This window comes from Methanocaldococcus sp. FS406-22, from assembly GCF_000025525.1.
Classification (GTDB): domain Archaea; phylum AGJL01; class Methanococci; order Methanococcales; family Methanocaldococcaceae; genus Methanocaldococcus.
The window spans coordinates 1243709-1264038 of record NC_013887.1 but is presented as its reverse complement, the minus strand read 5'-3'; the positions used below and the strand labels follow the sequence as shown (position 1 = coordinate 1264038).

Annotated in this window: 14 protein-coding genes; 8 read left to right on the top strand and 6 right to left on the bottom strand. The window is 31.7% G+C overall.

The window, feature by feature from the left end:
- Window positions 1-177 precede the first annotated feature (177 nt).
- The 3 genes from MFS40622_RS06395 to MFS40622_RS06385 all read left to right on the top strand — a co-directional run bounded on the left by MFS40622_RS06395 (window position 178) and on the right by MFS40622_RS06385 (window position 3527).
- Entirely contained in the window at window positions 178-1425 is a 1248-nt protein-coding gene (locus MFS40622_RS06395; protein ID WP_012980865.1) for an ABC transporter substrate-binding protein, read from the top strand.
- Window positions 1426-1749: 324 nt separating this feature from the next.
- Complete coding sequence (gene nifH / locus MFS40622_RS06390) at window positions 1750-2589, top strand: nitrogenase iron protein (protein WP_012980864.1); 840 nt, start codon at window positions 1750-1752, stop codon at window positions 2587-2589.
- Window positions 2590-2600: 11 nt separating this feature from the next.
- Complete coding sequence (locus MFS40622_RS06385; RefSeq protein ID WP_012980863.1) at window positions 2601-3527, top strand: nucleoside recognition domain-containing protein; 927 nt, start codon at window positions 2601-2603, stop codon at window positions 3525-3527.
- A gap of 5 nt (window positions 3528-3532) precedes the next feature.
- Here MFS40622_RS06385 and argF read toward each other — a convergent pair whose 3' ends face one another.
- Window positions 3533-4450 carry an ornithine carbamoyltransferase gene (gene argF / locus MFS40622_RS06380; RefSeq protein ID WP_012980862.1) on the bottom strand — a complete coding sequence of 306 codons (918 nt, stop codon included), beginning with the start codon at window positions 4448-4450 and terminating at the stop codon, window positions 3533-3535.
- A gap of 107 nt (window positions 4451-4557) precedes the next feature.
- Here argF and MFS40622_RS06375 point away from each other — a divergent pair, with 107 nt between their 5' ends.
- From MFS40622_RS06375 to MFS40622_RS06365, 3 genes are read left to right on the top strand one after another with little or no spacing between them, the layout of a single operon-like run.
- Window positions 4558-5151 (top strand): class I SAM-dependent methyltransferase, encoded by a 594-nt coding sequence (locus MFS40622_RS06375; RefSeq protein ID WP_012980861.1) that lies wholly within the window; start codon window positions 4558-4560, stop codon window positions 5149-5151.
- A 14-nt stretch (window positions 5152-5165) separates the two neighbouring features.
- Window positions 5166-6176: a tRNA (guanine(37)-N1)-methyltransferase Trm5b gene (trm5b, locus tag MFS40622_RS06370; protein WP_012980860.1), complete on the top strand. Its 1011-nt coding sequence runs from the start codon at window positions 5166-5168 to the stop codon at window positions 6174-6176.
- Between the two features lie 15 nt (window positions 6177-6191).
- Complete coding sequence (locus tag MFS40622_RS06365; protein WP_012980859.1) at window positions 6192-7739, top strand: replication factor C large subunit; 1548 nt, start codon at window positions 6192-6194, stop codon at window positions 7737-7739.
- A 6-nt stretch (window positions 7740-7745) separates the two neighbouring features.
- Here the strand turns inward: MFS40622_RS06365 and MFS40622_RS06360 are convergent, their stop codons facing one another.
- The 4 genes from MFS40622_RS06360 to MFS40622_RS06345 form a co-directional block, all read right to left on the bottom strand.
- Window positions 7746-14159 carry a DNA polymerase domain-containing protein gene (locus MFS40622_RS06360; RefSeq protein ID WP_012980858.1) on the bottom strand — a complete coding sequence of 2138 codons (6414 nt, stop codon included), beginning with the start codon at window positions 14157-14159 and terminating at the stop codon, window positions 7746-7748.
- A gap of 118 nt (window positions 14160-14277) precedes the next feature.
- Window positions 14278-16137 carry a molybdopterin biosynthesis protein gene (locus MFS40622_RS06355; RefSeq protein WP_012980857.1) on the bottom strand — a complete coding sequence of 620 codons (1860 nt, stop codon included), beginning with the start codon at window positions 16135-16137 and terminating at the stop codon, window positions 14278-14280.
- On the bottom strand, window positions 16115-16798 hold the full coding sequence (gene cofC / locus MFS40622_RS06350; protein ID WP_012980856.1) for a 2-phospho-L-lactate guanylyltransferase: 684 nt from the start codon (window positions 16796-16798) through the stop codon (window positions 16115-16117). Before cofC ends, MFS40622_RS06355 begins: the two co-directional genes overlap by 23 nt.
- 8 nt (window positions 16799-16806) lie before the next feature.
- Entirely contained in the window at window positions 16807-17427 is a 621-nt protein-coding gene (locus MFS40622_RS06345) for an MBL fold metallo-hydrolase (protein ID WP_048197498.1), read from the bottom strand.
- Between the two features lie 86 nt (window positions 17428-17513).
- Between MFS40622_RS06345 and MFS40622_RS06340 the strand changes: the two genes are divergently transcribed.
- A complete protein-coding gene (locus tag MFS40622_RS06340; RefSeq protein ID WP_012980854.1) occupies window positions 17514-18920 on the top strand; it encodes a hypothetical protein in 1407 nt (468 codons plus the stop codon).
- A 4-nt stretch (window positions 18921-18924) separates the two neighbouring features.
- Here MFS40622_RS06340 and MFS40622_RS06335 read toward each other — a convergent pair whose 3' ends face one another.
- Complete coding sequence (locus tag MFS40622_RS06335; RefSeq protein WP_012980853.1) at window positions 18925-19284, bottom strand: Sjogren's syndrome/scleroderma autoantigen 1 family protein; 360 nt, start codon at window positions 19282-19284, stop codon at window positions 18925-18927.
- 364 nt (window positions 19285-19648) lie between these two features.
- Between MFS40622_RS06335 and MFS40622_RS06330 the strand changes: the two genes are divergently transcribed.
- The gene (locus MFS40622_RS06330) at window positions 19649-20299 is read left to right on the top strand and encodes a flagellin (protein WP_012980852.1); all 651 of its coding nucleotides are present in this window, start codon (window positions 19649-19651) and stop codon (window positions 20297-20299) included.
- Window positions 20300-20330 lie beyond the last annotated feature (31 nt).

Here is a 20330-nt window from a genome sequence, read left to right as displayed (position 1 = left end):
AAGTAGTATCTTGAGAGATATCCAAACTATGCAAATATTCGCAATGAACAGCCCCTTATTCACACCTGTTGCGTTCTTAACAGTTACAATAACTTATATATACTCCTTCTAAAATTAAAAATTAAACATTACCGAAAATTTTATAAAATTTCCTTTAATTAGCTAAGTGGTGATATCATGAGAAAGTTTTTGGTTGCTGGAATATTCTCTATAATGCTAGTTGCAGTTATGATAGCTGGATGTGTAAATGAGCAGAAAGTTGAAGAGGTTAATAAAACCGTCATATCCCATATTTCCGCAACTACAACTACTACCTTAGATGTTGCCAAATATGCCAAGAGAATGAATTTAACATATTACGATGAAAATGGTAATCCTGTGAATCCCTACACCAATGGAGACAAGTGGAAATATAAGGTCTTTGTTGATGCAACAGGGCAGAAGTTTTTATTAAAGAATAAAGATGACCCAGTCCCAAGTTGGGCAAAAAAGAAACTGGGGGATGACTTTAAAGTTATAAATGTGCCTTTAACGAAGGTTATTGTCATGAGCTCTACCCAAATCGCATTAATGGAGCCGTTAAATGATGATGGTTCAGTTATTGGTTCTGTAAAGGGGATTATGTGGGGTGGTCAATACAAATGGTACTTTAGAAATATAGAAGAGGGTCTTAAAAATGGTTCAATAATTGATGTTGGTTCCCCTTCAAACCCAAACTGGGACAAAATTATTGAAATCAATCCACAGGTTATATTTGTTTATCCAGGTTACGATGGGGATAAAATTATAGCAAAATGTAAGGAGTTAGGAATAACGTATGTTGCTGACGCAGAGTATTTAGAAAACGACCCGCTTGGTAGATGTGAATGGGTTAAGATGTTTGCCGCCTTTTACAATAAGGAGCCTGAAGCAAAGAAATACTTTAATAAAGTTGAAAGTAACTGTTTAGCAGTTATAAATAAAACCAAAGATTACCCAAAAGTTTCAGTTGTATGGGGTTACAACTCCCAATGGGGATGTTATGTTCCAGGAAAAGATTCCTACGTTGCTAAAGAAATAATGTTTTACTGTAATGGAGATTATCTCTTTAAAGATCTCAACGGAACAGGTAGTGTAAAAATAGATTATGAAACATTCGCTGAGAGAGCAAAAGATGCTGATGTCTGGATTATTCCATCATCAACAACATGGTTATCAACATTTAAAAAAGACAATCCAGGATATGAGACATTTAAAGCAGTGAAAAATGGAAGAGTATTTTGTACAAGTGATGATTACTGGCAGTTAGGATTAATGAAAACTGATGAGGTTATAATGGACTTAGCAACTATATTACACCCAGAAGCATTCAAAGGAAGAAAAACACACTTTTTCCTAAAATACAACATAGAGAATAACACTGCAACTCCATTTATTGCTAAATAACCAAAGTACTTGTTCTATTATTTTTTGTGCTATTTTTTGCAGTATTATAAACAAGAACAGGAGAAAAATATTTAAAGTGTTATTATTGGATGTTGATGATGTGTTCAGACCTCACTTTAAATTTTATGTCAAAGTGTTTTTTATGATTATAATTCTGAGCAGAATACATAATTTAAACTCCAAATTCATGTAATAAGATTTAATTGACTGTATAAGGAATAAAATCTAAAAAATTTAAATAGACTATAGAAAGTTCATTTAACTGAAAAGATTATTAACATTATTGTAGGACGTAATATTAAATAATAAAAATTTGGTGGAATTATGAGGAAATTTTGTGTCTATGGAAAGGGAGGAATTGGAAAATCCACTACGGTGAGTAATATAGCAGCAGCTTTGGCAGAGGATGGAAAGAAGGTTTTGGTTGTTGGCTGTGACCCAAAGGCAGATACAACAAGAAACTTAGTAGGGAGGAAGATTCCAACTGTCTTAGATGTCTTTAGAAAAAAAGGGCCGGACAATATGGAATTGGAAGATATTGTTTTTGAAGGCTTTGGTGGAGTTTATTGTGTTGAATCTGGAGGGCCTGAACCTGGAATAGGATGTGCTGGGAGGGGAGTTATAACGGCAGTTGATATGCTAAATAGATTAGGGGTTTTTGAAGAACTAAAGCCAGATGTGGTTATCTATGATATTCTGGGAGATGTTGTTTGTGGTGGCTTTGCAATGCCTTTACAAAAGCACTTGGCTGATGATGTTTATATTGTAACCACTTGCGACCCAATGGCAATCTATGCGGGAAACAATATATGCAAGGGGATAAAGAGGTTTGCAAGCAGAGGAAAGATTGCACTGGGAGGAATAATTTACAATGGAAGGAGTGTTATAGATGCCCCAGAGATTGTTGAAGAATTTGCCAAAAAAATTGGAACTCAAGTTATTGGAAAAATCCCAATGAGTAATTTAATAACAAAGGCAGAGATTTACAAAAAGACAGTTATTGAATATGCCCCAGACAGTGAGATAGCAAATATATTTAGAGAGATTGCAAGGGCAATATATGAAAATGAAAGTAGAGTTGTCCCAAATCCGTTATCAGAGGAGGAGTTGGATGAAATTACTGAAAAGATTGATGTACTGTTAAAGGAGAGTGTTAAAGAATAATTTGTGATAGTATGGATATACTTCAATATTTATTTAAAATAATAGCTTTATCATCCATTGGGATTATAGTTGCAAGTATTATTGAGGAAACTAATTTAATAAGCAAAATTAAAAGGATAACTAAGCCAATCTGCTTAATATCTAATCTTCCAGAAGAGTGTGTTTTATCTTTATTAGGTAACTTTATAAATCCAACTGTCGGAAAGTCAATGTTAGCTGGGTTTTATAAAGAAAATAAAATCAATGAAAAGGAGGTTATAGTAACTACAATAATCAGCCCTCTACCTACAATCTTAGGAGAGAGCATTTTCAGGGTTCAACTGCCGTTAGCTGTTGTTATCTTGGGCTACAAGTTGGGGCTTATCTATGTCTCTCTCAACGTTATCTCTGGGTTTTTGCAGGCTTTAATAGGGATTTTGTATGCAAACATATTCTTTAAAAGAAGACAGATAGAGATAAACAATGATAACAATGAAAAACTAGTATTTAATAGGGAGGTTATAATTAAAGGCTTTAAAAAATCTTTAAAAATTTTAAAAAAGGTTATTCCAATGATTGTTATCTTTACTATATTAATAAACTACCTAATAAAACTTGGTTTAATGGATGTTGTTAGAGGGATATTTAGCCCAGTATTTAGGATTCTTGATTTGCCAGGTGAGGCAATAGCTGTTTTAATTGCGAACCTTGCTCACTTCTCTGCTGGATATGCCACAGTTGATATTTTAATAAAAAATGGCATTTTAAACGAGAAGCAAGCTCTAATAGTTTTATTAATTGCCAATATCATTGGAGTTACAATGATTTATTTAAAACACTCCATTGGAACTTACATAGCTTTATTTGGGAGATTTGGATTAAAGTTGGCAATGATAAATTATGCTGTGAGTGTTATGGTTAAGATACTGCTGATTTTATTGCTTATTTTGGTGCTTTAGATAAATTAGTCTCTCTCAAATATAAACTTAAATACTCCTTTCTGAACGTGCAATCTATTCTCTGCCTCATCATAGACAACTGAATGCTCTCCATCAATAACATCATCAGTTATCTCATACCCTCTATTTGCTGGGAGACAGTGCATAACTATGACATCATCTTTAGCATATTCTAAGAGTTTATTATTGATTTGGAATGGTGGGAAGATTTTTAAAACCTCTTCTTTGCTTTTATCATCTCCCATACTAATCCATACGTCAGTATATAATATATCAGCATCTTCAGCAGCCTCTATTGGGTTGTTTGTTAATGTTAATGAGCCTTCTCCATAGCTGTCAATAATCTCCTTAGCTTTTAATACAACTTTAGCATTCGGCTCATAACCTCTTGGTGTTGCTACATAAATATCCATTCCTACTAATGCAGAACCTAAGATTAAGGAGTTGCAGACGTTGTTTCCATCTCCTAAGTATGCTATCTTTAATCCTTTAAATTTGCCTTTATACTCTTTTATAGTCATCAAATCAGCCAATATTTGGCAAGGATGAGCTAAATCACTCAATGCATTTATAACTGGAACTGATGAGTATTTAGCCATCTCCTCTAAATCTCTATGCTTATAAACCCTTGCCACTATTGCATCTACATATCTACTCATAACCCTTGCAGTGTCTTTTGTAGATTCTTTCTTTCCTAAGTGTATTTCATTCTGATTCATTATTAGTGGATGCCCTCCTAACTCATAAACTGCAATATCAAAACTCATCCTTGTCCTTGTTGAGGGTTTCTCAAACAGAATTGCTACACTCTTCCCCTCTAAGATTTTTTCATGTTTTCTTCTGTTTTTTTTGAAGTACATACCATATTCAATAATTTTTAATACATCCTCTCTACTTAATACATCCAAATCTAAGAGATGCATGTTACCACCTATAAATTGGCATGATTAATATAATCTATTCTGCCAGCTAAATTTTAAATAAGTTGTTATTTTAATTTAAACTTAGTTATAAACATTTTGGTGATAAAATGCACTATTTCTCTGAAAAGCCAACAACCAAATCAGATATAAAAATTGTTGAAGACATTTTAAGAGGGAAGAGATTGAAATTTAAAACAGATGCTGGAGTTTTCTCTTATGGAAAGGTTGATAAGGGAACAAAAATTTTAGTTGAGAATGTTATAGTTGATAAAGATGATGACATCTTAGATTTGGGTTGTGGTTATGGGGTTATTGGAATAGCTTTAGCTGATGAGGTTAAATCCGTTACAATGGCTGATATAAACAGAAGAGCTATAAAGTTAGCTAAGGAGAATATAAAGCTGAATAACTTGGAGGGTTATGACATTAGAGTAATTCATAGTGATTTGTATGAAAATGTTAGAGATAGAGAGTATGATAAGATTATAACAAACCCACCAATAAGAGCTGGAAAGGAGGTTTTGCATAAAATTATCAAAGAAGGGAAGGAGATTTTAAAAGAAGGGGGAGAGATTTGGGTAGTTATTCAAACAAAGCAAGGGGCTAAGTCATTAGCAAAGTTTATGGAAGAAGTTTTTGGGAACGTTGAGACGGTTACAATAAAAGGAGGTTATAGGGTTTTAAAGAGTAAAAAATTATAAGATTTGGTGATTCTATGCCATTATGCCTAAAAATAGATAAAAAACATGGAGAAAAAACAAGAAGAATACTGATAGAAAACAACCTATTAAACAAAGATTATAAAATAATATCTGAAGGAAACTACCTATATCTACCAATAAAACATATTGATGAGGAGATTTTAAAGAGCATCTTAGATATTGAGTTTGAGTTAGTTGAAAAAGACCTTGAAGAGAAAAAAATCATTAAAAAACCAAGTTTTAGAGAAATAATATCAAAAAAATATAGAAAGGAAGTTGATGAGGGATTAATATCTCTCTCCTATGATGTTATTGGTGATTTGGTAATACTGCAAATTTCAGATGAGATTGATGAAAAAACAAGAAAGGAGATTGGAGAACTTGCCTATAAATTAATTCCATGCAAGGGAGTTTTTAGGAGGAAGAGTGAAGTTAAAGGAGAGTTTAGAGTTAGGGAGTTGGAGCATTTAGCTGGGGAGAATAGAACTTTAACAATCCACAAAGAAAACGGCTATAGGCTTTATGTTGATATTGCAAAGGTCTATTTCTCACCAAGATTAAGTGGAGAGAGAGCAAGGATCATGAAAAAGGTCTCTTTGGATGACGTGGTTGTTGATATGTTTGCCGGTGTTGGGCCTTTCTCAATAGCTTGCAAAAATGCCAAAAAAATCTATGCCATAGATATAAACCCTCATGCCATAGAGCTTTTAAAGAAAAACATAAAGTTAAATAAGTTGGAACATAAGATAATACCTATATTGAGTGATGTAAGAGAAGTTGACGTTAAGGGGAATAGGGTTATAATGAATCTACCAAAATATGCCCATGAATTTGTTGATAAGGCATTAGATATTGTAGAGGAAGGAGGAGTTATACACTATTACACGATTGGAAAAGATTTTAATGATGCAATAAAATTATTTGAAAAAAAGTGTGATTGTGAAGTTTTAGAAAAAAGAATAGTAAAGAGCTATGCACCAAGAGAATATATATTAGCTTTGGACTTTAAAATTAATAAAAAATAACAATTGGGATAATCTATGTTAAGTTGGGTAGAGAAGTATAGACCAAAATCTTTAAAAGAAGTTGCTGGGCATGATAAAGTTAAAGAAAAGCTAAAAACATGGATTGAGAGTTATTTAAAAGGGGAGCATCCAAAACCAATTTTATTGGTGGGGCCTCCAGGTTGTGGAAAGACAACGTTAGCTTATGCATTAGCAAACGATTACGGATTTGAAGTTATTGAACTAAATGCGAGTGATAAAAGAAGTGCTTCAGTCATAAAAAAGGTTGTAGGACACGCTGCTACTTCATCATCTATCTTTGGAAAAAAATTTTTAATTATACTGGATGAGGTTGACGGAATCTCTGGAAAGGAGGATGCCGGAGGGGTTTCTGAGCTAATAAAAGTTATAAAGAAGGCAAAGAACCCAATAATTTTAACTGCAAATGATGCTTACGCTCCAGCAATAAGAAATCTCCTCCCTTATGTTGAGGTAATCCAGCTAAACCCAGTCCATACAAACTCTGTTTATAAAGTTCTAAAAAAGATAGCACAAAAAGAGGGGCTTGATGTGGATGACAAAACGCTAAAGATGATTGCCCAGCATTCAGCTGGAGATTTGAGGAGTGCAATAAATGACTTAGAGGCTTTAGCATTATCTGGAGATTTGAGTTATGAGGCAGCCCAAAAATTGCCGGATAGGAAGAGAGAGGCAAATATATTTGATGCTTTAAGGGTTATTTTAAAAACTACCCACTATGGGATAGCTACAACTGCTTTAATGAATGTGGATGAAACACCAGATGTCGTTATAGAGTGGATAGCTGAAAACGTTCCAAAAGAGTATGAGAAGCCAGAAGAAGTTGCAAGAGCTTTTGAATACCTCTCAAAGGCAGATAGATATTTAGGCAGAGTTATGAGAAGGCAGAACTACAGTTTTTGGAAGTATGCAACAACGTTAATGACTGCTGGGGTAGCCTTATCAAAGCATGAAAAGTATAGAAAATGGACACCTTACAGCTATCCAAAGATTTTTAGATTATTAACTCAAACAAAAGCTGAGAGAGAGATATTAAATAAAATATTAAAAAAGATAGGAGAAAAAACCCATACATCATCAAAGAGGGCAAGGTTTGATTTGCAGATGCTTAAAATCTTAGCTAAAGAAAATCCTTCTATAGCTGCTGATTTAGTTGATTATTTTGAAATAAAGGAAGATGAGCTAAAAGTTTTGGTTGGAGATAAGTTAGCTTCAGAAATCTTAAAGATATTGAAAGAAAAGAAAAAATTAGAGAGGAAAAAGAAAAAAGAAAAAGAGAAATTAGAGAAAGAAAAAAAGAAAGAAGAAGCTAAGGAAGAACAACCAATTATACAACCTAAGGAAGTTGAAGAAAAAGAGGAAATAAAAGCTGAAGTAGAGAAAAAAATAGAAGAAGAGAAGAAGGAAGAAGAGATTAAAGAAAAGATAGAGGAAAAACCAAAGGTTGAAGAAGTAAAAGAAAAAACTAAAAAAGAGAAAAAGAAAGAGAGGAAAAAGAAAGAAGATAAAGGTAAGCAATTAACGTTAGATGCATTCTTCAAATAAATAATTTTAGTTAAAAAACTTATCTAAAGTTAATTGAGCTCCTTCTTTCTTCAACTCATTTTTTGAAACTCCTACAGCCTCCATAATCCTTAAAACTGGAGGTAAAATTTGATTATCAATATAGTAATTCACATCCACATCCTCAATATCAACCTCTTCTGGAAGTTTGGCTCTCTCACTTATTGATTTTGTTCCTTTGACGATTATATAGCCAATAATGTCTCCAACTTTAATTCTCTTTCCTTCTCTCATCAATTTTTTGGCTATCTCAACATGTGGGGCTGTGGTTTTATACTCCTTAGGGTCTTTTGTTAGTTGAGTATAAATTATTAAATCCTCTTTTTTTATCTTCTTTTCTCTCAAATCCTTAATAACATCTTGAATTATTTTCTTAGCTTTCTCTATACTACCTTCAACCAATAAAGCCTCTAAGACCTTTCTTTGCGTTATCTTTGCTATGTTAGACCAATCTCTCCTAACAAACTCCAGCCCTTTAACTGTAACCCTCCCACTCTCATCAATTAGGGCATATCTCTTTTTAGTTACAAAGATACCTCTCTTAAAGTAGCCTTCAAACTCCAACTCCATAGTGCCAGGGAGTTTTGAGTTTATGTATTCAACAAATTCCATAGCTTTTTTTATTAACTCCTCTTTGCTAATCTTTTCTTTCCAAATTGCATAAAAACCGTCAGTATCGACGTATAAAACTTTAAATCCAAATTTTTCTGCCTCTTTAACTGTTTCTAAGATATACTTTCTCCCTAAGTATGTAACGACCTCTGCACACTCTCTGCTGTAAAATCTTGCCCTTGGAAAAGCTAAATAGCCATAGACGCTATTATGTGCATAAATGTTATTAATTAAGAAGTTTTCGTTATCTTCAACGCTTAAATCATATACATATCCATTATAATCAAACTCTTCAATTTCTTTAACTCTATCAAAGGTTATATCTCCATTTAACAACCATTCAAAACCATTTATATCTTTGTCCTTAATGAACTCTTTGAATTTGTCTATGCTCATATTGTTCTGAAACTTTTTGTTAAATATATATTCTAAAATTTCTTTTGGTATCACATTAGAGTAATACTTATTTCTTTTTCGATTTGTTGTTATGAATGGCAAATCTTCATTTATATAAACTCTATAAACTCCACTGTCGAATCCTATTTTAACTGCAGATATACCCAAAGAGTTTAAAAGAAACATTAACTGATATGCCAATTTCTCACTTTTTGTAGATAATCTTAATCTCTTAGAAGGATGTATATCCCCATCTCCAATAAAATACCCTTCAAGGAATGCCAATTTTATAGATTTTTTTGCTTTGAATATAATCTCTGGAATTTGTTTATTTTCTGCCTTTATTCCACAAGGGACAACATAATTAACAAACAGATATGCAATTTTTGACATTACTCTTACTCTATCTTTACAAACCTTACATTTATCAAAGATTTTAGTTGTTACTCTTTCCATATCTTTTAAGATGTCTTTATCATGATTTGCAATATAGATTTCATAACTGTAGCCATTTTTCTGGTTTTTTGAACATCTTGCATAGCCCTCACTTACATAGTACCCTAAAAACTTTGCAACATCTTCATCAAGTTTTATTATTGCATTTATCCTCTTCCCCCCACGTGTCCCAATTTTAAAGTTGATAAATTCTTTATCTGGAATATAGTCGATAATATCCTTTACTTTTGACAATTTAATAATATAGTTACCGTTTTTTGTGTATTTAGAATGCTTCAATATCAACTCATAGAATTTACGTAGAGATTTATCTTTAATTGTGCTAATCTTCTTTTTAATCTCATTTCTTTTTTCTTTTGGAATTTCTAAGATTAAAGAGTCATCATCAAGTTTAGCTAACACTTTTGGAATATTTATCGTTATATCTTCTTCAATAGCTACAATACTTTTTGGCACTACAATTAAGTCATCAACTTTTACATCCTCCCCTTTAACCTCTACAATTTTTCCATTTTCATATTTAAATAAACTATGTCCCATTGTAACCTCTATCTCTCTTCCAGACCTTAATTTTATTTTGTAAGCTTTTCCAGAGTATTTATGTCTAATTAATGCCTTAACCCTCTTTATTTCACATTTTTTACTTTGTCTATTAAATGAAAATGCTTTTAAATTATCAACTTCTAAGATTTCACTATTTCCATCAAATTTAATTTTATATTTATTCCTATCCATTAATTGGTTTATGTAATTGTCAATTTTGACAAATTTTATATCGTTGTCTTCCACTATCGGCATCCATTGGTTAGGTAGAATGCTGTTAGCTAAAATCTTTAAAGATTTTTGCTCGTAATCCAATAGATTGTATAATTCCCTAATGTTATCAATTTCAGAAACAGAGCTGTTATGTGCATAAATGTTATTAATTAAGAAGTTTTCATACTTTTCTACACTTAAATCATAGACATAGCCAGTGTAATCAAATGCTTCGACCTCTTTAACTTCATCAAGCATTAAATCTTCAACTATTGTATAGTTTGGATTTAACGTTAATTTATAACCCTTATTTTTAACTGGGGTGAATCTCGTAGGGATTCCAACTAAGCTGAATAATAATATTAGTTGATGTAAGTATTTCTCATCCTTAGCCATAAATGTTGTAGTTCCTTTATGAGAGTTTTTCTTTGCCTTTAAAAATCCTTCTAAGAAGCTTTTTATAATATTTTCATTTGCTAAAAATATCTCCTCGGGAATATGCTTTTTGTCTCTATTTCCACATTTAAATATGTATTTTAATACTAAATAGATGATTTTATTATCCATTGTAACCTTGTCCTTAGCTATAGAACCAGCCCCAAACGCCTCTTTAAATACTTCAGCAATTTCCTTCTGATACTCTGGTAGGGATTTATATACTGAGATTTCATAGACTGTTTCTCCTTTAATTTTTAGTTTTTTTAATCTTCCCCTTGTTACAAAGTATCCTAAAAATTTAGCCAATTTTTCATCTAATTTTAAAAGAGCATTTATTTTTCCACTATATGCTCCTATCTCACAATCTTCAAACTCTTTATCTGGAATATTTGGTATATAATCCTTAATTCTTATGTATTGGATGTTACATCTGTCTTTTCTAAACGTCCCATACTCTACGAAAGTGTCAATATATTTTTTATAAGCATCGAATTTTTCCTCGTCTAATATCTTTATATCAATTTTGTTTATCTTCTTAATAATGCTGTAGTCTATTAGTCCAAGGTTTTCCAAATATGAAATACAATCATCAAATATAATTTTTAACTTATTATTTTTAATATCTTCAAGTGTTTTTCTCAATCTAACTAAAAATTCCTTGTCTTTATGTTTTGTTATGGTTAAATCTTTAAGTTCTTCCTCATCAGCATCAACTAACCTCTTTGGAATATTTATGATAACATCCTTTTTATTAACAAACTTTAGCTTTCTTGGGACTACAATTAAATCACCAGGCTGTATCTCATCCCCTCTGACACATACAGGCCTTCCTTTTTCAAATTTAAATAAGCTGTGGTCTTCTGTTACTTTTATTGTTCTACCAGACCTTAGTTTTATTTTGTAAGCTTTTCCAGAATATGGATGCCTAATTAAAGCTTTAACTCTATTTATTGAGCATTTTTTGGTTTTTCTGTTGAATGAGTAGGTTTTTAGATTATCAACCTCTAGGATTTCACTTAGCCCATCATATTTAATCTTGTCTTTGTGCTTTCTCATTAAATCGTCTATGTAATCACCAATTTTTATTATCTTTACACCATCCTCCTCTATTACTGTTAAATATTCATCTGGCAAAATGCTGTTAGCTAAAATCTTTAATGACTTTTGCTCATAATCTAATAGGTTGTATTCTTCATTAATTTCTCCAATTTTAACCATTTCTTTCATCCTCCTTTTAATGTTGATTCTTCTTTCTATTAGATTCCTTAAAGTTTTGGGAATTAATCCCTCTTTCTTCTTACAGAACCAATGTCCTAAGATTTTTTCACTAATATCTTTACAGCATTCGCAATCTAAGGTGTCTGGACTTATATTGTAGGATATGATTATTGAAGGATACAAAGAATTGTGGGTTAAAATGCCATTTGCAAAGTAATATGGTCTTCCTTCGAGGGTTAAATCATAAACTTTTCCTTTATAATGCTCAACTGATACACAAACATCATCTAAATCATAAAATCCATAATCTCCAAGTTTATACAAGGTTTTTTGTCTTATAATTTCATTCAGCAAGTCGGTTTTTCTTTTACTAATAAAGCCAACCAAAACTGAATACTTTATTAAATCCCCTCTTGAGAAAATCTCAATAATGTATCTTTTTAGTTTTTTTCCTCTTTCTTCATAATTATATTCGTAGAAACTGTATCTTATTCCCAATTTGTCAAGAAGTGAGGCAATAAATTTAATCTTCTCGTAGTTATTTGTTCCTTGATTTACAACTATTGTTTTTCTTACTGTATTTACATAACCGTCTCCTTCAAAAAATCCTCTTAATATTGCATTTGGGAGATATTTTTCCTTGTTTTTCATAATTTCTTCAATCTCCAAGTAAATATCTTTTTTAGCACAACCAAGTGTTATTGCCTTTGAGTTCTTTCTTCTCTTTTCATACAATTCATAATTGAACAGTTTTTTAAATATGTATTTTATTCTCTCAATAAAGTCTTTTTCATCTTCATTAACAGTAATTTCAACTCTATATTGGTGGGAGATTCTTTTTTTTCCTCTTGAAGAATCGAAGTATTCAATATCTTTCCTTAATAAATGTCCTTCTGCCAATAAAATGCCAATAAGCTCACTTTTTAAGATAAAGTCCTCATCTATGTCATTAATATATTTTTCATAGTTTCCAATGAGTTCAAAGTCCTTACATCTGATTAGTTTCCCCTCTCCTTTGAATTTATTTAATAGAGATTTTGCGTATATGTCTCTTATTAAATAGTCATATTTCAATGGGATTTTATGGTTTGGAGTGCATTTTAACCCATTCACATTAATTAGCTCTCCCTCATAATCATACTCCCAAACCTTCTTTACTCTCTGCCAACCATCAATGCCCAATATACAATCTCCTTCCTTAACCTCCTCAATATTAACTATGCCTCTTCCTTTAACAACAACCTTTGTTCCTTTTGGATGGCATCTGAAGTCCATGCTAATTATGTCCTCAAACATCCCCTTTTCTGGTTCTTTAACATATCCTCCTTCATAAGTGGTTGATACTCTCATTTTATACTCTTTTTCATCTGGTTTGTTTGGAACAATCATATTTTCTTTGAATGCATTTTTCATTAAGAGATATTCAACCATCTGTCCAGATGTCATCCTTGTAATCTCAAATAGGGTTTGATTAACAATCCTTGAGAACATAACCTCCAATGGAAAGAAGTAAGTCCCTATTTTGTATGTGTATTTTGCATCTTGCAATGAATATTCAATTAATATTTCATCGTTATTTGCCCAATACTCTACAATCTTTGTATGAGGAATTTTTAGCTTCTCAATGCTAAATAAGTTATAAACAACGTCCTCTAAGGTGTATTTTGTTAGTTTTAGCAATCTTCTTGATATTGGGTATAAATCTATATGCACCCTCCCCGGAATGTAGCTCCTATACTCCATTCCTCCTCTTTTTATCTTTAACTCCTCTCCATCTTTTCCCAAATTGATATCTATTCCATAAAGCTTAGCCCTTGCCTTTAAATATGGGAAATCAAAGTTATCTCCGTTGTACGTGTAGATGATATCATACTGCTTTAAAGTTTCAATGATTCTTTTAATTAACATCTTTTCATTTTCAACAACCTCTATATTTGGATGATTGAATTGTTTGTAGGTTATAACCTTTCCCCCATTTTCATCCCAGAAGCTTGCCATTAAAATAGGGTCTCTCTCTGGATTTGGCTCTGTATCTCTATTATAAACTTCCATATCAAAAGCAACTGCCTTTAATTTTGGAATTTCTATACTAACTGGTTTTTTATTTTCAAAGTCCCAGTATGTCATTGGGACTATTTCATTGTCTATCAAATATCTTTTGGCAAATGGAATGTCATGCTCATAAATCTCTTTGACAATTGGGCATTTTTTGATTTCTCTAAGCTTTGGGACTTTTTGTGGATGTGTGGCAATGATTTTAATAATTTCTTTTTCATGCCTAAGAATTATTCTTTTAACAACCTCAATATTTTCAACAAACTTTAATAAATCATTTTTTAAAAGGAAGTCTTTTATTATCTCAATATCTTCATCTTCAACCTTGTCTTTGTTTAATTCTACATAAAAATATGGTTTAAAATCCCTATCTTTTAAAATAGAGTTAATTAGATAGAGGTAGATAATTGCCTTATCATCAATAGTTTTATATGTGTTGTCTATTAAGGCATCGATTTTTATTTTTCCCATACTTATCCCCGATAATTAATTTTGAGAGTAATAATTTAAATAATTTAATGGAAATCCAACAGAACTTTCATAGGGAATAGAATTAATAAAAAAGAGTAAAATTAATCAGTAGTTCTTTTTACCCTTCCCAAATAATCTCTCCACAATTATCTGGTTTTTTGAATGGTAGTTTGGCAGTTTTTAAACCTTTAATGAATTTTTGAACATCCTCATCGTTAAATCTTTCCTTCCTAATTAAGAAGTCATAATGCTCATTAGCTAATGGAATAAACTCTAAACCATATTGCTCTGCAACTGTCTTTATCCCTAAGCCAATATCTGCCTTCTTCATAGCTATGGCTGTTGCTACTGCTGAATGTGTTTTTGCCTCTATGTTGTAACCTTTAATTTTATTTGGATTAAGGTTGTTATCCTTTAAAAACTTATCAAACAGTATCCTTGTCCCAGAACCTTTATTTCTATTTATAAGCTCTAAATTATAAATATTCTCTATAATCTCCTCTATAGATTTAAAGCCATGCTCTTTTCTAAACATAAATCCTTGCTCTCTAATGTAGCCTCTAATTAATACTGCATCTTTAACTTTATACCTCTCTAAGAATGGGATATTGTAGATACCAGTTTTTTCATCCAATAGATGAACTCCAGCTATATCTGCCTCTCCTCTTTTTATTGCTAACAAACCACCCAAAGAACCAACGTTTATTGTCTTTGCCAATAATTTTGCCTCTTTTAAGATTATATCCACCCCAATACAATGACTGCCAATAATATTTAATCCAACTTTAATATCTCCAAATAGATGAACTTCAACTTCTTCATTCTCCAAAATCTCCTTATTTTCCTCTATAATGATGTATCCATCTGCCTCTGATAAAGATGTTATAGCTCCACTTCCCTTAGTTATTGGATAGGCAGAATAGCCATTTTTATATTTAACTAATATAACTGGTAGATATTCAACTCTCCCCTTTGCTGATATATATCTCACTGGGAATTTTGCCTTTACAACGTTCTTCTCATCACCAAATAGGACATCAAATATCGTTAAACATGAAGTTGGATATCCCGGTAGTCCAACAATTAACTTATCTCCAATTTTTCCAATTATTGTTGGTTTTCCTGGCTTTATCTTTATTCCATGGACTAAAATCTCTCCACCAAGCTCTTTTATTGCTGTTTCAGTTAAGTCCCCAACACCGGCAGAAGTTCCACCACTCAATAGGATTACATCGCATTTTAAAGCTTTTTTAATCTTTTCTTTTAAATCATCTTTATCGTCCTTAGCAATTCCAAAGAATTCAAAATCATAGCCAAGATTTTTTATATATGATGCTAAGGTATAGGTATTTATATCATAGATTTTTCCAAACTCTAATGGCTTTTCTGGGCTTATAATTTCATTTCCAGTGGATATTATCCCAAATTTTAGTTTTTTATAAACTTTAACTTTATATCTTCCAATAGCAGCTAAAACCCCTATGTCCCTTGGTGTTAATCTGGTATCTTTTCTTAAAACAAGCTCTCCAGCCATTATATCAGAGCCAGTAAATTGGATATTTTCCATTGGTGGAACTGGTTTGTATATCTTAACTTTGCCATTGTCTCTTTCAGTGTATTCAACCATAACAACAGCATTAGCCCCTTTTGGTATTATTGCTCCAGTGGCTATCTCTATACACTCCCCATTATTTATTTTTAAATCTTTAATCTCCCCTGCCTTTAGAGAACCAATAACCTTTAGCTCTATAGGATTATCTTCCTCTGCATCGTAAGTGTCTTCTGCTTTAACTGCATAACCATCCATCTTTGCCCTATCGTAGGGAGGGACATCTATCTCTGAAAAAACATCTTCAGCTAAAATCCTTCCAATGGCATTGAATAAATCAACATCTTCAATTTTGTTTTTTAGTTTTTCTATATGTTCATCAACTATAGATTTTGCCTCCTCTATGCTACATAGGGTTAGATACCTCATTATCTCCCCCTCTTTTAACTACAAATCTTCCAGCTGATGAGTGCTTTGACTCAACCTCAATGCCAAGACCTTTTAGATAATTTTTTGTGTAAGTGCTGTCTCCATGGATAAATATCTCTCCCAAATCCTCTGGTGTATTAATATCAACAGAAATTAAAAAAGAATCATAAATATAATATCTCAAATTCTTCTTCTTTGCCTCCTCCAAGTGCTTTAAAAAGCTAAAACCCTCATATTTTATCTCAATTAAGTTTTTTGATTTTAAATATAATAAGTTAGTCCCTCCTCCTCTTGAAGGGGCTATAATCACATCATAATCCTTAGAGAGCTTTAAAATATCTTCAATATGCCTCTTTTTAATTAAAGGGATGTCTGCTGGGATTATTATAACTTCATCATCTTCAATCTCCTCAAATGCTTGCTTTATTGCCTTGTTTAATCCTTTATATTTTTCTTTAATAGTCTCTGCCTTTAATTCATTTTTACCAAACTCTAGTATCTCCTCATCTCTGCTAATTATAACAACATCTAAGCCCTCTAAAGCTTTATTAATATCCCTAAGCATGTTCAATAACAAATTCTTCCTCTCCTCACTACTTAAAAACTCTGATAATCTGGTTTTTAGTGAGTTTATTGGTGATACTGGGATTAGCACTTTCATTATTATCCCTACAAAAATAATTTTGCATAGCTAAATGCCATTCTATCTCCAATCTCCCCATGTCCAGGATATATAACATCTATGCCTCTTTCATTAGCTATTCTCTCCAACATATTTATAGAATTTCTTAGCTCAACAACATTTCCAGTAGGTAAATCCCATCTCCCCACTCCATACGCAAAGATTGTATCTCCAGTTATTAAGCCATTTTCATAGATTATTGATATAGAGCCGTAGGTATGTCCTGGAGTTCTTATAACTTCCAAACCATAGCTTTTTAGCTCTTCCTCAATTTCTGATAGTGGGATTATCTCCTTTGGAGGATTTAGCTTAGCTCCAAATAGGGAGGATACAGTTACTTTATCTCCTTCTTTTAAATGTTTAACCTCCTTATCCTCAATTACTGTTGGGCAGTTGAAATGCTCCTCAATCAAGTAATCTGCAGATGTGTGGTCGTAATGGCAGTGAGTATTTATTATTAAATCAATATTTTTTATCCCACTTCTTTCTATTTCTTCCATTAGCATATTAAAAGTTCCAGGAGTTCCAGGGTCTATAAGTATGTTCTTTTTTCCAATTATCAGATAGGAGTTTGAGCTATAACCATATCCATTAAGTTTTAGAATCATTCTCTCACCAACAAATTTGGGTAAAGATATAAATATCATCAAAAACTTAAGTTAATTAAATTTTCAAATTTATTATGGTGGGGTTTATGATTGCCCTCTCTGTTTCAAGTGGATATCTGCTTGATAGTAATTATAGTGAGTGTTCCTACTATATATTAGATGAGGACGAGAACTTTCTCGTTTTTGTTATATGTGATGAGCCAACTACATTGAGATATGGATTTAAAATATCTGAAATTTTTTCAAGAACATTTTGCAATGAGGTTTATAACAACAGATACATAACTAACTTAAAAAATCTCATAGAAGTTGGAGTTTATGAAGGTTTTAAAAAAATAGATAAATTTTTAAAACAAAAAGGGCTTAATTATGAAACTTTGGAGCTATCTGTTGCTGGGGGAGTATATAGGAATGGCAAATTAATGCTATTTTCTTTAGGAAGCTCTCCAGTATTTGTTATTGACAAAGATTATTATCTATATTGTCCCCTTGATTTAAATAATAACTGCAATTTAAAATATTGGAAAAATTTCATAAAATTCAGTGAATTGATAGAAAATCCAAAAAGTGTTATTGCGTGTAGCAATAAACTCGATGGAAAAGTGTTTAAATTTAAAAATGAGAATAACAAACTAATTGCTGAACCATTTAAATATAGAATTTTACACTTGATAAATAGCATAGTGTCTAATAGAGAAAATATTGATGAGATAAAGGAAGAGCTAAAAAATACTCTAAATTTAAGAGATAATATTCCTCTTTTTGTAGCATCTTTTGATGAAAAACCAATAGATGACGAATTAGTTAAAGTAGGAAAGCCGAAATTAAACATGGGGAAATATAAACCTACATTATTAAAAGAAAAAGAAAAAATATCGTCACATATTAAATTAAAAGTAATTAAAAATGTTGTATTGGGATGCGTTTTAATTTTAATTCTTATGTTTGGATTGTTTGTAATGTTAAACTCTAACAACTCAAATAATTTTAATAGTAGCGGGAATATTAGTAATAACAGTACTAACAACTTATCACATCAACCAAATATTTCAAAAATTCCAATAATAACCGTAGATAGTGAAAATGAATCAGTAAATATTTTCAATAACTCATCTCCGATTATCGAATCAAAATCTTCTTTAGATAATATAAATAATATAAGCATTAAATCTGATGATAAAGACAATTTAAAGATTTTAGTAAAGTTTCAGATAGATAAAATCTCAAAAGACACAAAAATAATACCTATATCTATAATGTTCCCAGAGCAGGGATACTACTACATCTCAATAAAATCAGAAAATAAGGACTTAAGACTGATTGATGTAGAAAATGGAAATGTTATATATAAAAATACCACCTTAATTGAACTCTTTGAAGAAATTAAGAAAAAAGAAAAAACTTACAACTTAATAGTTGGATATAACGGTTCTGAAATCCTTCCAGAAGAAGGAATAGGCGTTTCAATATCTAAAATAAAAATAATAAAATAAGTTATTATCCAATTTTCTTTCTGATTTTGATTAATATATAAATAGCTTCTGCTATTTCTTTGATTCTGCTAATTTCAGTTTCTTCTTTTAGTTTCATTACTAAATAGTTTATTTTATCCGCCAATACTTCATCTAAATTTAACATTTCATTAGCCTCAGCCTTTTTTATATCTGCCTTACTTTCAATCCCTTTTTCAATTTTTTCAGTTACCTCTTTATTTTTAAGTTTTTCACAGACAGGGCAATATATCTTTCCATCCTTTTCAAATAATGGGCATCCACACTTTGAGCAATGAGTTGATAACATTTTTGCCCCTTTTAGCAATTCACTGGATAGGGTTTTTATTATTTCATCATTTTTCATATTTTCACCATTCAAATCATCTATATGGTTTTTTGCAAAAAACTATAATCTATCAATACATCTTTTTTGTTATGTTTATTTATTAGTCTATATAAATTTACCTTTCTTTAGATTTACTTCTGAATCTTGGATTTAATATAATCGTTACGTTAATTTGCTATTTAAGATTCGACTATCGTTTTACCTACATAAACCGCTACATAAACACCGATAAAATTGGCTACGCAATAAATTACGCAAAAAGAATATATTTTAGGAAAATTACAGTTTATAGTGAGGTGGATTGAGGAAAGTGTGGGGGAATTTGTGTGGGGGAGGAAAATACTACAAGCAATTGAGAGATTAATACATTAGGTGATACAAGATGAAAGTTCTTGAATTTCTAAAGGGTAAGAGAGGGGCTATGGGTATAGGAACCTTGATAATCTTCATAGCCATGGTCTTAGTTGCTGCAGTAGCAGCAGCCGTCTTAATCAACACAAGTGGATTCCTCCAACAAAAAGCAATGGCTACAGGTAAAGAAAGCACCGAACAAGTCGCAAGTGGACTAATGTGTTTGGGAGTTACAGGACACTATGATGGAGCTAACGGAATTGATAAACTTGCAATTTATGTAACTCCAAATGCAGGAAGTGCTCCAATTGATTTAAAGAATGCTAAGTTGTTCTTAATTTATGACGGAGAGTCACATGTTTTAAACTACAGCACAGTTACAACTGACACATTAGGAGCTACTGACTTATTCAACTCAACAGCAATATCTGCATGGAGTTCAGCAGATGGTTCTTCATATGTTGTGGGGGTTATCCAAGATGCTGACGGTTCATTATCAAATGGAGTTATTAACAAAGGAGATATTGCTGTCTTATTAGTTAATGCAAGTGCAGTATTTGGCAAACCAATACCAACCAGAGCAGAAGTTTCAGGACAGTTCCAGCCAGAATTTGGTGCTCCAGCAGTTATCCAATTCACAACACCAGCTGCATACACACAAACTATAGTTGAACTACAGTAAATTGCCTGGAAATTATAATTACTTTCACAAT

Coding starts and splice junctions, on each gene's coding strand:
- MFS40622_RS06395 (WP_012980865.1), top strand. CDS start 178: ATGAGAAAGTTTTTGGTTGCTGGAATATTCTCTATAATGCTAGTTGCA.
- nifH (WP_012980864.1), top strand. CDS start 1,750: ATGAGGAAATTTTGTGTCTATGGAAAGGGAGGAATTGGAAAATCCACT.
- MFS40622_RS06385 (WP_012980863.1), top strand. CDS start 2,601: ATGGATATACTTCAATATTTATTTAAAATAATAGCTTTATCATCCATT.
- argF (WP_012980862.1), bottom strand. CDS start 4,450: ATGCATCTCTTAGATTTGGATGTATTAAGTAGAGAGGATGTATTAAAA.
- MFS40622_RS06375 (WP_012980861.1), top strand. CDS start 4,558: ATGCACTATTTCTCTGAAAAGCCAACAACCAAATCAGATATAAAAATT.
- trm5b (WP_012980860.1), top strand. CDS start 5,166: ATGCCATTATGCCTAAAAATAGATAAAAAACATGGAGAAAAAACAAGA.
- MFS40622_RS06365 (WP_012980859.1), top strand. CDS start 6,192: ATGTTAAGTTGGGTAGAGAAGTATAGACCAAAATCTTTAAAAGAAGTT.
- MFS40622_RS06360 (WP_012980858.1), bottom strand. CDS start 14,159: ATGGGAAAAATAAAAATCGATGCCTTAATAGACAACACATATAAAACT.
- MFS40622_RS06355 (WP_012980857.1), bottom strand. CDS start 16,137: ATGAGGTATCTAACCCTATGTAGCATAGAGGAGGCAAAATCTATAGTT.
- cofC (WP_012980856.1), bottom strand. CDS start 16,798: ATGAAAGTGCTAATCCCAGTATCACCAATAAACTCACTAAAAACCAGA.
- MFS40622_RS06345 (WP_048197498.1), bottom strand. CDS start 17,427: ATGATTCTAAAACTTAATGGATATGGTTATAGCTCAAACTCCTATCTG.
- MFS40622_RS06340 (WP_012980854.1), top strand. CDS start 17,514: ATGATTGCCCTCTCTGTTTCAAGTGGATATCTGCTTGATAGTAATTAT.
- MFS40622_RS06335 (WP_012980853.1), bottom strand. CDS start 19,284: ATGAAAAATGATGAAATAATAAAAACCCTATCCAGTGAATTGCTAAAA.
- MFS40622_RS06330 (WP_012980852.1), top strand. CDS start 19,649: ATGAAAGTTCTTGAATTTCTAAAGGGTAAGAGAGGGGCTATGGGTATA.